The sequence below is a fragment of the Terribacillus aidingensis genome (assembly GCF_900215625.1).
GTDB classification, from domain to species: domain Bacteria; phylum Bacillota; class Bacilli; order Bacillales; family Amphibacillaceae; genus Terribacillus; species Terribacillus aidingensis.
This window is the reverse complement of record NZ_OBEK01000001.1, coordinates 980257-997471: the sequence shown is the minus strand read 5'-3', so window position 1 is coordinate 997471 and position 17215 is coordinate 980257. Positions and strand designations below refer to the sequence as shown.

The following is a 17215-nucleotide window of genomic DNA, read 5'->3' as shown; positions in this document are numbered from 1 at the left end:
AAACGGCAAATACCTACGTCAACTTTAGCATATGGGTCAGATAATTGGCAAGATGTTCTTGTTTATACGACAAGTTCTTACAATATATTGAACGTTTTTTGCGAAATATGACTTTTTATGATGTTTTTTGAATTTTTCTGGTTGCAAGTTGAAACCGTTTCCTTTATATTAGGAATAAGTTCAGGAGGAGGTTGTGCAAATGCTTACACCTGAGCGGCAGGAATTGATCCTGCAGATGCTGCAAGAACAGCGAAATGTTTCAATACCGGAGTTTTCAGAAGCAACAAATGCCTCTGTTTCAACAATACGCCGGGACTTGATTGAGCTGGAAAAGAAACAGCTCCTGACCCGGGTGCATGGCGGCGCGACAATTGCTTCCTCTCTCAGCTATGAAATGAGCTATACGGAGAAAGAAACGCATAACAAAACAGGCAAACAAGCAATTGCTGCCTTTGCTGCCAGCCTCGTTGGCGAAAATGATTGCATCTTTCTTGATGCAGGAACGACAGCAAATGCCATGATTCCTTACTTAACCGGCAAAAATGTAACCGTCGTCACAAATGGCCTTACGCATTTAGAGGTACTCTACGAAAAAGATATCACGGTGTATGTAACTGGCGGATTAGTAAAGGATAAGACAAGAACTCTGATCGGAAGAGGCGCGCTAGAAGCACTTTCGCAATACCGGTTTGATAAATGTTTTCTAGGTACAAATGGAGTGCATCCGGAAAACGGATACACGACTCCAGATCCAGAAGAAGCGTCCATTAAACGACAGGCTATGCTCCGTTCAAATGAACCATTTATATTGGCCGACCGCAGCAAGCTTGGCGAGACAGCGTTTGCATATATAGCAGATATGGCCGAAGCCACACTTATCGTTGACTCTATTAACGCAAAGCTGCAGGCAGCATACGAGAAACTTACTTCATTAAAGGTTGTGGACTCATGAATTACACATGTACGCTGAATCCATCCATCGATTACATTATGCATGTCGATGCATTTCGGGCAGGTGATTTAAACCGAGCCGCGAATACAGCTTATTTCGCAGGCGGAAAAGGCATTAATGTCTCTCGTTTGCTGAATCGATTGGATGTAGAAACAACAGCATTAGGATATCTTGGCGGTTTTACCGGTACCTTTATTCGGGAAACACTGGAAAGTGCCGGTATCAACCATCAGTTTATTGAAATAAATGAACCAACCCGAGTAAATGTAAAACTCAAATCAGGTGAAGAATCTGAAATAAACGGACCTGGTCCTTCCATTACGAAAGAACAGCTTGCTTTGCTGCTTGAGCAGATCAGAAATCTCGGAAAAGATGATGTGCTCGTAGCCGCAGGAAATGCACCAAGTTCTGTACCAGCAGATATTTATGCGCGAATGGCTGATATTTGTGAAAAGAACGGCACAAGATTTATTGCCGATACGTCAAGTGCAGCACTTCAAGACTTGATCGGCAAGCGCATGTTTCTTGTTAAGCCGAACCATCATGAGCTAGGCGAACTTTTCCATACAACAATTTCTTCGATTGAAGATATTGTCAGCTATGCAAGAAAACTTCACGAAACAGGTATCGAAAATGTCATCGTCTCGATGGGCGGTGAAGGAGCAATCTTTGTGAACAAGTATCATGCTTGGAAAGCAGAGACACCAAAAGGTACTGTAAAGAACTCTGTCGGTGCTGGCGATAGTATGGTGGCAGGATTTTTAGCTGCTTATGAAAAGACAACTAATTACGAGCAGGCCTTCACATATGCAGTTGCTGCAGGAAGTGCTACAGCATTCAGTGATGACCTTGGCGAACGGCAAGATATAGAGAACCTAGTCAGCCAAGTCAGACTCACATCTATCTAAGAGGGGGTTTCAACTATGCGTATTACCGAACTACTAACAAAAGACACAATTATTTTGCAGCTGCAGTCACAGACGAAAGCAGATGTTATTGAAGAGCTTGTTTCCAAGCTAGACGAAGCAGGCAAATTGAATAACAAAACAGGTTTTAAAGAAGCAATCCTTGCTCGGGAAGCACAATCAACAACTGGTATCGGCGAAGGAATCGCCATCCCGCACGGTAAATCTGCAGCAGTTACAACTCCTGCTATCGCATTTGGCCGTTCGAAAGAAGGATTGGATTACGAAGCACTTGATGGACAGCCGTCTCACCTATTCTTCATGATTGCAGCATCAGAAGGAGCAAATCAGACGCACTTAGAGACATTATCTCGTCTTTCTTCCTTCTTAATGGACAGTACTTTCCGCTCTAATATTGAAAACGCAGAAACAGAAGAAGAAATTATGACTATTATTGATGCCAAGGAAAAAGAAGAACTTGGCGAAGAAGAACCAGAAAACGAAGCAGTAGAATTGGCACAGGATGCGCCAGGCACACCAGGCAAAGTGCTCGCCATCACAGCCTGCCCTACTGGTATTGCCCACACATTCATGGCTGCTGATAAACTGAAACAAACAGCTGCTGAAATGAATGTTCCGATCAAAGTACAAACAAACGGAGCTGGCGGTATTAAAAACCGTTTAACAGATGAAGATATCCGAGAAGCATCTGCTATCATCGTCGCAGCTGATGTCAATGTTGATCTTAGTCCGTTTGAGGGTAAACATGTTTTGCAGGTTCCTGTAGGCCGCGCATTAAAAATACCTCGGGAGCTAATTGAGAAAGCAGTTGCACAAGATGCTCCAGTTCATCATAATAACGGACGCAGCTCAGAAGCTGCCGCAGAAGGCGGACAAAAGCAAGAACAGCGTTCCGGATTCTATAAGCACATTATGAATGGTGTTTCTAACATGCTGCCCTTTGTTGTCGGCGGCGGTATCCTGATTGCACTTGGTATTTTATTCGGTGAATTGTTCCCAGGCAGTGCCTTCGCAGAAATGCTGAGTGAAATCGGCAGCAGCCAAGCATTCTTCCTGATTGTTCCTGTCCTATCTGGTTTTATCGCAAGCAGTATTGCTGATAAACCTGGTTTCGCACCTGGTGCTATTGGCGGTTTGATTGCTGTGACGTACGGACATGGCGACGCAACAAGCTCTGGTTTCCTTGGCGGTTTAATTGCCGGTTTCCTTGCTGGTTATGTAACACTTGGTATTAAGAAAGCTCTTTCTGGTCTTCCGGCAGTGCTGGAAGGTTTGAAAACAATTCTTTTCTTCCCTGTATTGAGCATCTTCATTACAGGTATGATCATGCTGTTGATCAACCCATCTCTAACGCAAGTATATGTTGGACTTTCTAACTTCTTGGAGAATCTTGGCGGTGCAAACTTAGTGCTCGTAGGTATTGTGCTTGGTGCGATGATGGCGATTGATATGGGCGGACCAATTAACAAAGCGGCCTACACTTTCGGTATCGCAATGCTGGATGCCGGCAACCTGGAATTCATGGCAGCAGTAATGGCCGGCGGTATGGTTCCGCCGATCGGTTTGGCTATTGCAACAAGTATCTTCCGCAACAAATTTACAAAGCAAGAACGCGAAACTGGTAAGACAGCTTATGTTCTTGGGGCTTTCTTCATCTCAGAGGGCGTTATCCCATTCGCTGCAGCAGATCCACTACGCGTTATTCCTGCAACTGCTATCGGCGCTGCCGTAGCTGGCGGACTGTCTGCATTCTTTGAAATCGGGCTAAACGCACCGCATGGCGGTATCATCGCTGCAAGTCTAGTTGACGGAAATCCATTGCTTTACTTCCTTTCCATCATAATCGGTGCTTTTGTCACAGCGATTATTGTAGGATTGTTGAAAAAAGACCTAAGAAAAGTATAAAATAAGATAGAATGAAAGCATTCACAAAAATCAGGATGAAAGCATTCACATAACACACTACTTTGGAGGTAATTAACATGGCAGAAAAAACAATGACTATTACAGATGAGACTGGCGTACACGCTCGTCCAGCTACAATTTTAGTAAATAAAGCAGGTGGCTTCAAATCCGATATCCAGCTTGCATACAACGGTAAAAGCGTTAACCTTAAATCAATTATGGGTGTAATGAGCCTTGGAATTCCACAAGGTGCTGAAATCACGATCACTGCTGAAGGTGACGATGCTGATGAAGCAGTAAACACAATTGCGGCAACAATTAAAAGCGAAGGCTTAGGAGAATAACTCCAATGAGCATGATAAACGGGATCGCAGCTTCAAATGGTATTGCAATTGCAAAAGCGTACCATTTGGCTGTACCAGACCTCTCCTTCGAAAAGACGACAGTTGCGAATGCAGAAGAAGAGATCAGCCGTTTGGATGCTGCCTTAGACATCAGCAAGCAAGAGCTGGAGAAAATCCGTGAAAATGCTCGTGTGTCACTTGGCGATGAGCATGCTGAGATTTTCTCGGCTCATTTGCTTGTTTTGGCAGATCCAGAACTGGTTAATCCAATCAAAGATAACATTCGCAGCAATAAACTGAATGCAGAAGCTGCTCTTGACGAGACAGCGACAATGTTCATCGACATGTTCCGCAGCATGGATAATGAATATATGAAAGAACGCGCAGCTGACATCCAAGATGTTACGAAGCGTGTGATGGCACATTTACTTCAAGTGTCCTTCCCTGACCCAGCACTTATAGATGAAGAAGTTATCATTATTGCAGAGGACCTTACTCCTTCTGATACAGCGCAGCTAAACAAGCAATTTGTGAAAGGGTTTACAACTGATATCGGCGGCCGTACTTCTCACTCCGCTATTATGGCTCGATCTCTAGAGATTCCTGCTGTAGTCGGTACTAAATCCATCACAAGCTCTGCTGGTAAAGATAGTATGATTATCGTTGACGGTATAGAAGGTACTGTTATTATCAATCCTTCAGAAGACGAGCTAGCTGCATACAGAGCAAGACAAGAAGCTTTCGAACAGCAAAAGCAAGAATGGGCGAAGCTGAAAGATGAGCCTACTGTCACAACGGACAACGTACATGTAGAGCTTGTAGCAAATATCGGTACACCAGAAGACGTTACTGGCGTACTGAACAATGGCGGCGAAGGTGTTGGTCTTTACCGTACCGAATTCCTATACATGGGCAAGAGCGAGCTTCCTAGCGAAGACGAACAGTTCGAGTCTTATAAAGCAGTTCTTGAACAAATGGGCGACAAACCAGTTGTCGTACGTACATTGGATATCGGCGGCGACAAAGAGCTAAGCTACTTGCAGCTTCCGAAAGAACTAAACCCGTTCCTAGGTTTCCGTGCAATCCGCCTATGCCTGGAACGCGATGATATCTTCCGCGTACAGCTTCGTGCTCTCTTGCGTGCAAGCGTATACGGTAATCTGAAAATTATGTTCCCGATGATTGCTACGTTGGAGGAATTCCGCCAGGCAAAAGCAATTCTTCTTGAAGAAAAAGACAAGCTTACAGCTGACGGTGTATCTGTTTCAGATGATATTGAGATCGGCATCATGGTTGAAATTCCTTCTACTGCAGTTGCTGCAAAACAATTTGCAAAAGAAGTTGATTTCTTCAGCGTTGGTACAAATGATCTAATTCAATACACAATGGCAGCAGACCGCATGAACGAACGCGTAAGCTATCTTTACCAGCCATACCACCCAGCAATCCTTAACCTTGTGCACAACGTTATTGAAGCGGCACATGCTGAAGGCAAATGGGCAGGCATGTGCGGCGAAATGGCCGGCGATGAAATTGCGATCCCGCTTCTTCTCGGCCTTGGCCTTGATGAATTCAGCATGAGCGCAACAAGCATCCTGCCAGCAAGAACACAAATTACAAAACTGTCTAAAGCAGACATGCAGCAGCTAAGCCAAGAAGCACTAACGCTAAGCACAGCTGATGAAGTAGAAAAGCTTGTTCGTCAGAGAACTGGACAGTAAAAAAACAGCTCTCCAGCATGGAGGCCACTGAAAAACTAACGCTTTAGTTTTTTAGGATGTCAATAAAACAAAAAAAGGTGTCTGCCCGTTCAAAATTGAGCGGGCAGACACCTTTTCTCAATGATTTTACTCCTTTGATTCATCCATTAATTTCATAATTCGTTTTAAATTCACTGTGAATATGCCCATTGCTCCTTGCATCTCCATGCGAACGATGCCACATCATACCCGTGTCTGTGCTTTAGTTCACTATTTTTCGCTTCAATTTTGTATCGTTCTTTTGCTTTTTCACGAAATTCAGCACTTTCCTGAAAAGCTGTCTGTTCTTTATGCTCCCAGAAGTGACAATTGCAGCTGTGATAATTCTTTCATCACTCATAGCTATGTGTGTCTTATATCCAAAGAAAGAAGTGTCAGCCGATTTATGCCCTTTTCGGGCGTCAGGATCCGCAGAAGGAGGAAGGTTTTCTTCATGATCTTCCACCATTTCTTTTAAGTAATTAAGCTTTTCTTTCACTTTTGGATAGTTGGATACAGCTTGGTCTTGGTCCAACACGTGAATAAATTGCTTATTGTACTGAAGCTCATCAGCTAAATCCTCTGTAACGCTTTAGAAGGGAATTTTTCTTTCATACGCTCATCCACTTGGTAAACAGTTTTACGCAACAGCTTAGAATTTCCCCTCAGAAATTCAACCGGTTATTTCTGGTTAAAGCGCGCTATTGTATGAGGGGCATCACCGATGATGGAATGACTCGCAATAAGCTTCTTTTCCAGAGCTAACTCCATAATATTGCCATAAAGAGGCTAAGATGAAGCGACTGTTGATCAGAGTACCACCACCACTAAAAATTGTTGCCTCCATTATACATGAAAAAAAATGAGGGTTTGGACTTTTTCAGTGGCCTCCCAGCATGGGAGAGCTGTTCTTTCCTTATTTACTTTTCTTATCCAGCATCTGACGAATTTCGTTCATATCTTTTTCTGATAAAGCATCATCTTCAATAAACTGAACTAACATGGATTTCAATGTTCCACCATAGATTCGTTTAAGAAAAGACTTGGCTTCAGCACGCTGACATTCGTCCTCCGCATATAGTGGATAGAAGGTGTATACTCGCTGTTCTTTATTTACACCAACAACCTTTTTTTTCATGAGTCGATCCAGCAGTGTACGAATTGTCTTCGGCTTCCAATCTGCTTTGCCCTGAAGAGCAGATACAACCTCATTCGCGGTCCTCGGAGAATTCTCCCAAAGTATTTTCATTATTTCCCACTCTGATTCGGCTATATTAGGTACTTCTTTTGCCATCATCAACACTCTCTCTTATTTATAAATCTGTTTCTCTTCCAGTATTCTCAATGTAATTTTAGCGGCGTTACTACCAGTTGCATTTCCATTTCCATTTCTCAGGTTCATTGCAAAATAATAAGTGTCTGATTTTGTTTCTACAAAACCAATAAACCATCCATTCAATGCCTTCCCATTAACAATACCCGTTCCCGTTTTCCCATAAAGAACAGCATCACCCTTCTTCTCTAACATCATAGAAGCTTTGACTGCTTTCCTGTACGCAGGCTTCACGCCAAAACTATTCTTGTTAAAGTCACGCAATAATTCTACTTGTTCAAATGGAGCTATCTTTAATGATGATTCTAGCCAAAAGTTTTTAGCAGATGTATCCATGTTTCCATAACGGTATTTCTCTAGCATATCTTGTATAGTCTTTTTCCCAACCTGTTGATCCAGATATTGAAAGTACCATGTTACTGAATTCTTCATTGCCGATTGCAAATTTTGATTTTGATTCCATGTCTTATACGCATAATTGCTTCCGTCCCATTCCACATCCGTAGCAGTTGGCTGGATAACACCTGCTTCCAGAGCTATTAAAGCACTAAATATTTTATACGTTGAATTAGGAGAAACTCTTTGCATGCTCTGTTTCTTATTGTGTATATAATATTTATCAGCCTTCATACTATACAAAACAAAAGTGCTGCGCTCGCTGTTAAAAAATCTGTTCAAATCTTCTTCTGCTACGTTTTTCCCATCAATATTATACTGCTCACCTGAAGAAGATGCTGCACTAAATACAGGAATTTGTGAGGCTATAACAATGCCTAAGACTATAAATATGACTACAGTCTTCCAAATGAGATTTTTTGCATATTGAATTCCACAGGTTATATGGAATATTCGTTTCTTCAAGTGGCGTTTTGAACTTCTAATTGAATTAATTATTTGGTCGGGCTGTGGCTGCTTTAATCTTTCTGCATAGTGCAATATAGTCCTGCCATAATCTAAATTCTTCTCTTCCCTATTTCCCAAGGAACGCATAACAGCCGCATCACAAGCAATCTCACGGTCTAATCGCATTTCCTTCAGCGCATACCATACAAACGGATTGAACCAATGTAATACAGTTGCAAATAAAAAGAAATAATTCCAGTGCACATGTCGGCTTTTATAATGATGTAATTCATGAAGCGTAACATTTTTGATATTTGTTAATGAACTTCCTTTTTCAGTTGCTGCCGGAAGAATCAGATACGTATTAAAAAAACCACAAATAAATGGTGAAGTAACTGCTGCAGACTGCTTTAGCTTAATTTTTTTTCGAATGGAGAGCTGCGTTTTGCATGTTAGAAAGATCTCATTTATTTCTTTATCATGAACGGGTTTTGCTCGGTTTATTAAGAGCATTAGTCTTAACTGTGTTAATAAAAGCACAATTAATCCGATAACAACCCCAGTTATCCAGACAGCCTTCGTCAGCTCATCTAATAGAGGGATATTTATACGTGCAACCGAAGTGCCAAAGTTATTCATCCACCCAGTATGATGAGTATCAGTTGAAACTGAATTACTTACAATATTCACCTTGTGACCATGATGAATTGATAAAGAGTGCTTCATACTAAATTGCTTAAATGGAAAGAAAGGCAGCATTAGAGTTCCTAACAGAAAAAACCATAAATAATATCGCCAAGCCGGTGCCAACTGTCCAGCCAGAAAACGTCTGATAAATAGAATAATACCTATGGTTGCAGAAGATAAAATCATCACTAGCAGCAATTCAGCAAAAGTCACTCTCTCTTCCCCCCTACCAATCTATTCTATTGCATTTTACAATTGACAGCTTAAGATTACAAGTGTAATATCGATTACAAATGTAATCTAAATAGGAAGGGGTTTACTATTGAAAACTTTATGCTACATAGCGAATGCATTTTTCATCTTTTGTATTCTGGCTGGTTGTTCCAGCAGCTCCAGATTTGATGATGCATCAATGACAGCTAACCAAGATCCAGAAGTAAATACAGACGCATTTAGCCAATTGGAAGAAACCTATGATGCACGCCTTGGCATTTTTGCAATTGATACGGGCTCCGGGGAAACAATAGCTTACCGAGAAGATGAACGATTTGGTTTTGCTTCCACTCATAAAGCTTTATCAGTTGGTGTTTTATTGCTTCAAAATTCTGTTGAAAATCTTAATAAGAAAATCTCAATTACAAGCGATGACCTTGTCAACTACAATCCGATTACTGAAAAAAACGTGAATACGCAAATGACGCTAAAAGAGTTAAGTGAAGCTTCTATTAGTTATAGCGATAATGCAGCTGCGAATTTAATCTTTGCTGAAATAGGCGGGCCTGAAGGATTTGAACAAGGATTACGAGCTGTCGGCGACCAGGTAACAGACTCTTCAAGAATCGAGCCGGAATTAAATCATGTAGAGCCTAATCAAATTCAAGATACTAGCACACCAAAGGCTATGACAGAAAGCCTGCGAGCTTTTACGTTAGAAGACCACCTATCATCTGAAAAACGACAATTACTTATCAAGTGGTTAAAAGGCAATACAACTGGTGACACCTTGATTCGAGCTGGCGTACCTTCAGATTGGGAAGTCGGGGACAAATCCGGTGCTGGATCCAATGGTATTAGAAACGATATTGCCATTCTATGGCCACCTGACAAAGAACCAATTGTATTGTCTATTATGTCCAGTCGTGATAAAGCAGGTGCAGAATACGATGATGCCTTGATTTCCAAAGCTGCTGAAGAAGTTATCACGCTGCTTTCTGAGAATGAATAAAATATCTTCGTTTTGTTCTTCAAGTTTACTTCTTGATATGCCCGAAGATTTCTGTTGAGCTATATTAAAAGATCCAAACAGTACTGCATATATAGCAGCACCGTTTGGATTTTTTACATCAAAACTTAGTTATAGAGCACGGCAAATTTGTGTTGTAGGAAAGTTAAACTAGAGCAACAAGTATACGGAAACCTCTCGAAAAATCACTGTTTATTCTTCGTGAAATGTTGCATGTAGAAGCATTCATTTCATACATCATTTACCAATATGTCAAAGTATGGCATACTAAAACCATTGCTGGAAATCTTAACTTTAAAAGTCGCTTCTTCTTTCGGCTAACCTGTTGCAAACAACAACTTTGCCGCAGAGTTATTTATCTAAGTTAATATAGTAAAGGTCGTGGAACAGTGAGCACCATATCCGCAATTATAATCGTTTTCGGTTCGGTAGCGCCTGCACAACGATTTCGAAAAAGCTGAAGCTAAATTTCTGTCTCAATCTTTTAAGCTGTTTCTTGCCCAAGGCAGTATAGCGGCCCTATCATCAGCTCTCTTAGCAATGACATTAAATATGTTTTAAGCCGCTTCATGCTTCATATTTGATTAAGAATGGGTCTAACAAAAAGGAGAAGATAATGGTACAATTTTGGCTTATGGTCATCATCCTTACACTGATTATTATTGGCGTTTCATTATTATTTAAAGGCAAGGTTGCAATCATGTTTTTAGTTCCATGTATCTTTTTATTGATAGGCGTTGTTATTCTGATAGTTAGCTTTAACATCGGTCGATGGACAGGTATGAGCTTAAGTATTATAAGTATTTCCGTCTTTATCGCTTCTGCAATCTCTTTGATTGTATTAGGGGTTATCGGCTACATACGAAGTAAATGATGATGTAAAAAAAGGGTAATTCTCCATATATTCGTTTAGGAGAATTACCCTTACCATTTTTATTATACGATTTTGTTTACGGATTCGTAGACCAAAGACCTGCAGATTTAATGAATGTACGGCTGTTTAATTTCAGCTGTGCTACGATAAATTCTGCGATATCTTCTGGCTGCATGACTTTTTCCGGGTTGCCGTCAGTCAGCTTGTTTTCGACTGCCATATCGGTTGCTACCGTACTTGGAGTCAGCGCAGTAACACGGATGTTATGCTTACGAACTTCCATTGCTAATGATTCTGTCAATCCTAGTACGCCGAATTTAGATGCGCTATAAGCACTTGTAGCCGGCGCTCCTTTTTGTCCTGCTGTAGAAGAGATGTTAATGATGTCGCCTGATTTTTGCTCAATCAAGTCTGGCAGCACAGCGCGTGTAGCGTTGTAAACTCCCATCAAGTTAACATCAATCATTTGTTTCCACTCAGCAGGGTCGAGATCCATAAAGCCGCCGAATTTTGCAATACCGGCATTGTTGATTAAGATATCAACACCGCCCAGCTCTTCTTTCACCTTCGTGATTGCTGCTGTTACATCTTCCAGACTAGAAACATCTGCCGCAGCATATGCAGTCTTCACCTCTTGGAGAGAATCTGCTACTGTTTTCACGTTTTCTTCTGTGCGTCCGATCAAGCCTACATGGACACCTTCAGCAGCTAAAGCCGTTGCAACCGCGCGTCCAATACCGCGGCCTCCGCCTGTGATGATTACTTTTTTACCTTGTAATGATTGTGCCATATTATGTATTCCTCCCTTAATGAATCTGATTTATAGTAACAAGGTCTTCCTAATTCAACAAGCTATTTGCTCACTATTAATTACTATTGTTTAGATCTTGTTACTAGTGTTACCAGAATTGCGGGTTCTCTTCCACATTTATTTTTTTAGTTAAAGCACCAAAGGTATGCCTGTCATCTTCACTACGGTGTCCCTATAGGATGTTCCTTCCCCAATTATTCTACCAAATAAATTGTACTATAAAATTATCTCCCCCTAGTGCATATAATTCAAATGTTTTATTTTTACAAAAAACGATTAATTAAATTGACAAATATATGGAATAGGTGCTTAAATGACATTATGGTGAACACAAGTCATCTGATGACATGATGTTTAGCAATAAGAGCAAAGGTGGTGAATCTCACTTTAGCAATTGAATAATTGAGATTGATAGGTATGCAAGTCCTTTAGAGTTACCTGAGACCTAATGTAAGTATCTAAGTGAAGAAGCAGGTAATAAAACAAACGCATCCTTAAAATGATAGCGGTTTCAAATTGTTCCTCGACACCTTCAGCAAGAATAACGGTCTCCCGCAAATTATTCCCCACTTAACATGTAAAGCTATTGAAACTTCTTTAGAAAAGGAAATTCGAGAGGCTAATACACACAGCTATACAAAGCAATGGAGCGGCAGTAACCATTTAATAAAAATTTAATGGAGGTCATAGAATGGCTTATCGTTTTATCTTGAATGAAACTAGTTACCATGGTGCTGGAGCTATTAATGAAATCGTCAATGAAGTAAATAATCGCAGATTTCAAAAGGCTTTAATTGTGACTGACGCTGATCTGGTAAAGTTTGGTGTTGTAAAAAAGGTAACGGATCTACTAGATAACGCTAATCTCTCATATGAGATCTTTGACCAAGTGAAAGCGAATCCAAGTGTTGCTATCGTAAAAGCTGGCGTGGAAGCCTTCAATAATGCCGCTGCTGATTATATTATCGCTATTGGCGGAGGTTCACCTCAAGATACCGGTAAAGGTATTGGTATTATTATTAATAACCCGGAGTTTGCAGATGTGGTTTCTTTGGAAGGGACAGCTCCTACTAAGAACAAAGCAGTTCCTATGATTGCTGTAGCCACAACTGCAGGTACAGCAGCTGAAACTACTATTAACTATGTGATTACAGATGAAGAGAAACGTCGTAAATTTGTTTGCGTGGATCCACATGATATACCAATCGTTGCTGTTGTTGATCCTAATATGATGTCCTCGATGCCCCATGGCTTGTCTGCAGCTACTGGTATGGATGCACTAACGCACGCAATCGAGGGATACACAACACTTGCAGCGTGGGAGCTTGCGGATACGCTGAATCTAAAAGCGATTGAATTAGTTTCTCGTTCCCTTCGAGATGCGGTGAACAACGATCCCAAGGGACGTGAAGATATGGCACTTGGTCAATATGTAACAGGAATGGCCTTTTCCAACGTAGGACTTGGTGTTGTGCACGGTATGGCTCACCCATTAGGTGCATTCTATAATACACCACATGGTATTGCCAATGCTGTGCTGCTTCCATACGTCATGGAATTCAACAAAGATTATACTGGTGAAAAGTTTAAAGAAATTGCGCGTGCAATGGGAATTGAAGGTGTTGATGATATGACGCAAGACGAATACCGTACGGCAGCTATTGATGCTGTACGCAAACTGTCTATTGACCTTAACATTCCTCAAACATTGGACGAAATCGGTGTAAAAGAAGAGGATCTCGATGCTTTAGCAGATGCTGCTATGGCTGATGTATGTACAGGAGGCAATCCGCGTCCATGCACAAAAGAGTTAATTCTTGAAATATACAAGACCGCCTATTCGCTTCCTATACAAAAACAATAACTCTTTACTGGCTTTCTAGCCAACCATACAAATAAAAAAGGATGAGCCAAATGCTCATCCTTTTTTGCCAATTATTTATCCAAGTTATAGAAAGATGCTAGTCCGCCGTAGATACCGGATGCTTTCAACTCGTCTTCGATACGAAGAAGCTGGTTGTATTTCGCAACGCGGTCTGTACGGGATGGTGCACCAGTTTTAATTTGGCCAGCGTTTGTTGCTACAGCGATGTCAGCGATTGTTGCATCTTCAGATTCACCAGAACGGTGAGAGATAACAGCTGTGTAGCCAGCGCGTTTAGCCATTTCGATTGCGTCAAATGTTTCTGTTAGTGTACCGATTTGGTTTACTTTAACAAGGATAGAGTTGCCAACACCTTGCTCAATCCCTTGTTTCAAGCGTACTGTGTTTGTAACGAACAAGTCGTCACCAACAAGCTGTACTTTGTCGCCAAGGCGGTCAGTCAATAGCTTGTGACCTTCCCAGTCGTTTTCATCCAAGCCATCTTCGATAGAGATGATTGGGTATTTGTTTGTCATTTCTTCATACCAGTTAACCATTTCTTCAGATGTGCGGACAACACCTTCACCTTTTAGGTTGTATTTGCCATCTTCGTAGAACTCAGAAGACGCAACGTCCATTGCTAGTTTTACTTCTTCGCCTGGTTTGTAGCCAGCTGCTTTAATCGCTTCTACAATTGTTTCTAGTGCTTCTTCGTTAGAAGAAAGGTTCGGTGCGAAACCACCTTCATCACCTACACCAGTGTTCAAGCCTTTGCCGCTAAGTACTTTTTTCAGGCTGTGGAAGATTTCCGCACCCATGCGAAGTGCTTCTTTGAAAGTAGGAGCTCCTACAGGCATGATCATGAATTCTTGGATATCAACGTTGTTATCCGCATGCTCTCCGCCATTTAAAATGTTCATCATTGGCGTTGGAAGCGTTTTTGCATTGAAACCGCCAAGGTATGTGTAAAGCGGTACACCAAGGTGATCTGCTGCAGCATGTGCTACTGCCATAGATACACCAAGAATAGCGTTAGCGCCGAACTTACCTTTGTTATCTGTACCGTCAAGATCAATTAAAAGCTGGTCGATGATTACTTGGCGTGTTACATCGATACCGATCAATTCTGGTGCGATTTTTTCGTTTACATTGGCAACAGCTGTTTGAACACCTTTGCCTAGGTAACGATCTTTGTCACCGTCACGAAGCTCAACTGCTTCGTATTCACCAGTGGAAGCACCACTTGGTACGATTGCAGAACCGAATGCTCCGGATTCTGTTAATACTTCTACTTCAACTGTAGGGTTACCGCGGGAGTCAAGGACTTCGCGTGCATATACGTCAGTAATGTATGGCATTATTTTTATTCTCTCCTCTTATTTTTTAATTAAGCTGCTTCCAGTCATTTCTTCTGGTTTCTTTACATCTAGAAGATCAAGCAATGTTGGAGACAAATCAGCTAGAATACCGCCGCTGCGGAGTTCTGCGCCTTCTTTTGTCACAATAACTGGTACAGGGTTCGTTGTGTGGGCTGTCATTGCTTTATCATCCATCGTCACCACTTCATCAGAGTTACCGTGGTCTGCTGTGATGATGGCGTGACCGCCTTTTTCAATAATTTTGTCAACAATCTTGCCGAGGCACTCGTCTACTGCTTCAATTGCTTTCACAGTCGGCTCCAGCATACCGGAATGTCCAACCATATCCGGATTAGCGAAGTTCAAAATAATGGCCTGGTGTTTGTCCTGATCCAAGTCATCAAGCAACGCGTCCGTCACTTCATAAGCACTCATTTCAGGCTGTAAATCGTATGTCGCCACTTTCGGGCTGTCAATTAAGATGCGATCCTCACCAGGGAACTCTTCTTCGCGGCCGCCGCTCATAAAGAACGTGACATGCGGAAACTTTTCTGTTTCTGCAATTCGCAGCTGTTTGATGTTGTTTTGGGAAAGCACTTCCCCAACCGTGTTGTCTAGGTTGACCGGTTTGTAAGCTACATCGCCGTCTACTGTTTCACTGAAGTTCGTCATGCAGACAAACTGATTGATTGTCGGCGGATGTTCGCCGCGGTCAAAGTCACGGAAATCTTTATTTGCGAATGTCCGTGAAATCTGGATAGCGCGATCCGGACGGAAGTTGTAAAAGATGATCGCGTCATCATCTTCTATTTTCGCTACCGGCTCCCCGTTCTCCTCTGTAATGACAGATGGCAGCACGAATTCATCGTAGATTTCATTTTTATAAGAATCTTCAATAACATCATAAGGATTGCTGTAAGCAGGTCCTTCTCCATAAACCATTGCATCGTATGCTTTTTTCACACGATCCCAGCGTTTGTCACGGTCCATAGAATAATAGCGGCCTGTAAGTGTCGCAATCTTACCAACGCCCAGTTCTTTCATCTTCTCGTCTGTTTGATCAATAAATTCTTTTGCGCTGCGCTGACCAACGTCACGGCCATCAAGGAAACCATGAATATAAACTTTCTCCAAGTCATGCTTTTTCGCAAGTTCTAATAGTGCAAACAAATGCTCGATATGACTGTGTACGCCCCCATTGGATAAAAGACCGAAGAGGTGCAGACTCTTGTCATTCTTTTTCGCATGACGGACAGCATTCACAAGCACATCGTTATCATAGAAGTCGCCTTCTTTAATGGATTTGTTCACGCGAGTCAGACTTTGATACACGATGCGGCCAGCACCAATGTTCAAATGCCCTACCTCGGAGTTTCCCATTTGTCCTTCAGGCAAGCCTACAGCCTCTCCGCAAGCTTCCAATTGGTTATGCGGGTACTTGTTCCAGTAACGGTCAAAGTTAGGCTTCTTGGCATGCTTCACTGCATTTCCCTTTTCTTCATCACGGATACCAAATCCGTCAAGTATAATAAGGGCTGCTAGTTTGTCCTGACTCATTTTGAACCAGCCTCCACAAGCGCTAGGAAGGAATCTGCTTCCAGGCTTGCACCGCCGACTAGAGCACCGTCGATATCAGATTCAGAAAGTAATTCATCCACATTTGCTGGCTTCACGCTTCCCCCGTATTGGATGCGTACACCTTCAGCTGCTTCTGCAGATACTTTCTCTTTTACTACATTGCGGATAAACGCACAAACTTCATTTGCTTGCTGTGCTGTTGCTGTTTTGCCTGTACCAATTGCCCATACTGGCTCATAAGCGAGAATAAGATTGCTTACTTGATCAGCAGAAAGACCTTCCAAAGCTTTCTCTACTTGACCGCCAACAACTTCATTTGTTTTATCAGCTTCACGCTCTTCAAGCGTTTCACCGATGCAGACGATTGGTGTAATACCATACTTGAAAGCAGCGTGCGTTTTTTTGTTTACAGTTTCATCTGTCTCATTGTAGTATTCACGACGCTCAGAGTGACCGATTACAGCATATTCAACGCCAACGCTTTTTAGTGCAGCGGGGCTGATTTCACCTGTAAAAGCGCCGTTTTCTTCATAATGCATTGTTTGAGCTGCGATTTTTAAATCTGTTCCTTCCGTACGTTTCACTAGCTCAGTCAAGTACAAAGCTGGTGCACAAACAATTGCTTCCGCTTTGTCACTGGATGGAATTTTCGTTTTCGTTGCTTCGATGAAATCCTCTGCTTCAGAAAGTGTTTTATTCATTTTCCAGTTTCCTGCGATTACGTTTTTACGCATTTGTTTCCCATCCCTTCGTCTGAT

14 protein-coding genes and 1 pseudogene are annotated in these 17215 nt (G+C 41.9%); 8 read left to right on the top strand and 7 right to left on the bottom strand.

Annotated elements, in window-relative coordinates; translation table 11 throughout:
- Positions 1–193 precede the first annotated feature (193 nt).
- The 5 genes from CRO17_RS04715 to ptsP all read left to right on the top strand — a co-directional run bounded on the left by CRO17_RS04715 (position 194) and on the right by ptsP (position 5848).
- The gene (locus CRO17_RS04715; RefSeq protein WP_483887659.1) at positions 194–952 is read left to right on the top strand and encodes a DeoR/GlpR family DNA-binding transcription regulator; all 759 of its coding nucleotides are present in this window, start codon (positions 194–196) and stop codon (positions 950–952) included.
- Complete coding sequence (gene pfkB / locus CRO17_RS04710; RefSeq protein WP_097039742.1) at positions 949–1860, top strand: 1-phosphofructokinase; 912 nt, start codon at positions 949–951, stop codon at positions 1858–1860. The genes CRO17_RS04715 and pfkB overlap by 4 nt, the downstream gene beginning before the upstream one ends.
- Positions 1861–1875: 15 nt before the next feature.
- Positions 1876–3783, top strand: a complete 1908-nt coding sequence (locus CRO17_RS04705; protein WP_097039740.1) for a PTS fructose transporter subunit IIABC — start codon at positions 1876–1878, stop codon at positions 3781–3783.
- A 77-nt stretch (positions 3784–3860) separates the two neighbouring features.
- On the top strand, positions 3861–4127 hold the full coding sequence (locus tag CRO17_RS04700) for a phosphocarrier protein HPr (RefSeq protein ID WP_097039739.1): 267 nt from the start codon (positions 3861–3863) through the stop codon (positions 4125–4127).
- A 5-nt stretch (positions 4128–4132) separates the two neighbouring features.
- The gene (gene ptsP / locus CRO17_RS04695; RefSeq protein WP_097039737.1) at positions 4133–5848 is read left to right on the top strand and encodes a phosphoenolpyruvate--protein phosphotransferase; all 1716 of its coding nucleotides are present in this window, start codon (positions 4133–4135) and stop codon (positions 5846–5848) included.
- 334 nt (positions 5849–6182) lie between these two features.
- On the opposite strand, the pseudogene CRO17_RS18005 reads toward ptsP, so the two are convergent.
- The 3 genes and pseudogenes from CRO17_RS18005 to CRO17_RS04680 all read right to left on the bottom strand — a co-directional run.
- A pseudogene (locus tag CRO17_RS18005) lies at positions 6183–6377 on the bottom strand (IS5/IS1182 family transposase); the annotation flags it as partial.
- A gap of 405 nt (positions 6378–6782) precedes the next feature.
- The gene (gene blaI, locus CRO17_RS04685) at positions 6783–7160 is read right to left on the bottom strand and encodes a penicillinase repressor BlaI (protein ID WP_097040091.1); all 378 of its coding nucleotides are present in this window, start codon (positions 7158–7160) and stop codon (positions 6783–6785) included.
- Between the two features lie 15 nt (positions 7161–7175).
- Positions 7176–8942, bottom strand: a complete 1767-nt coding sequence (locus CRO17_RS04680) for a BlaR1 family beta-lactam sensor/signal transducer (protein ID WP_097039733.1) — start codon at positions 8940–8942, stop codon at positions 7176–7178.
- 109 nt (positions 8943–9051) lie between these two features.
- Here CRO17_RS04680 and bla point away from each other — a divergent pair, with 109 nt between their 5' ends.
- The gene (gene bla, locus CRO17_RS04675) at positions 9052–9954 is read left to right on the top strand and encodes a class A beta-lactamase (protein WP_245864601.1); all 903 of its coding nucleotides are present in this window, start codon (positions 9052–9054) and stop codon (positions 9952–9954) included.
- Positions 9955–10588: 634 nt separating this feature from the next.
- On the top strand, positions 10589–10846 hold the full coding sequence (locus tag CRO17_RS04670) for a YesK family protein (protein ID WP_097039731.1): 258 nt from the start codon (positions 10589–10591) through the stop codon (positions 10844–10846).
- Positions 10847–10922: 76 nt separating this feature from the next.
- Here the strand turns inward: CRO17_RS04670 and CRO17_RS04665 are convergent, their stop codons facing one another.
- The gene (locus CRO17_RS04665; protein ID WP_143595990.1) at positions 10923–11636 is read right to left on the bottom strand and encodes a 3-ketoacyl-ACP reductase; all 714 of its coding nucleotides are present in this window, start codon (positions 11634–11636) and stop codon (positions 10923–10925) included.
- A gap of 712 nt (positions 11637–12348) precedes the next feature.
- Here CRO17_RS04665 and fucO point away from each other — a divergent pair.
- Positions 12349–13521: a lactaldehyde reductase gene (gene fucO, locus CRO17_RS04660; protein ID WP_097039726.1), complete on the top strand. Its 1173-nt coding sequence runs from the start codon at positions 12349–12351 to the stop codon at positions 13519–13521.
- A 71-nt stretch (positions 13522–13592) separates the two neighbouring features.
- On the opposite strand, the gene eno is transcribed toward fucO, so the two are convergent.
- Genes eno through tpiA form a run of 3 tightly spaced genes read right to left on the bottom strand, consistent with a single transcriptional unit; the run spans position 13593 to position 17191 of the window.
- Complete coding sequence (eno, locus tag CRO17_RS04655) at positions 13593–14879, bottom strand: phosphopyruvate hydratase (protein ID WP_097039724.1); 1287 nt, start codon at positions 14877–14879, stop codon at positions 13593–13595.
- Between the two features lie 18 nt (positions 14880–14897).
- Positions 14898–16436: a 2,3-bisphosphoglycerate-independent phosphoglycerate mutase gene (gene gpmI / locus CRO17_RS04650; RefSeq protein ID WP_097039722.1), complete on the bottom strand. Its 1539-nt coding sequence runs from the start codon at positions 16434–16436 to the stop codon at positions 14898–14900.
- A complete protein-coding gene (gene tpiA, locus CRO17_RS04645) occupies positions 16433–17191 on the bottom strand; it encodes a triose-phosphate isomerase (RefSeq protein WP_097039721.1) in 759 nt (252 codons plus the stop codon). The genes gpmI and tpiA overlap by 4 nt, the downstream gene beginning before the upstream one ends.
- Between the last annotated feature and the right edge of the window lie 24 nt (positions 17192–17215).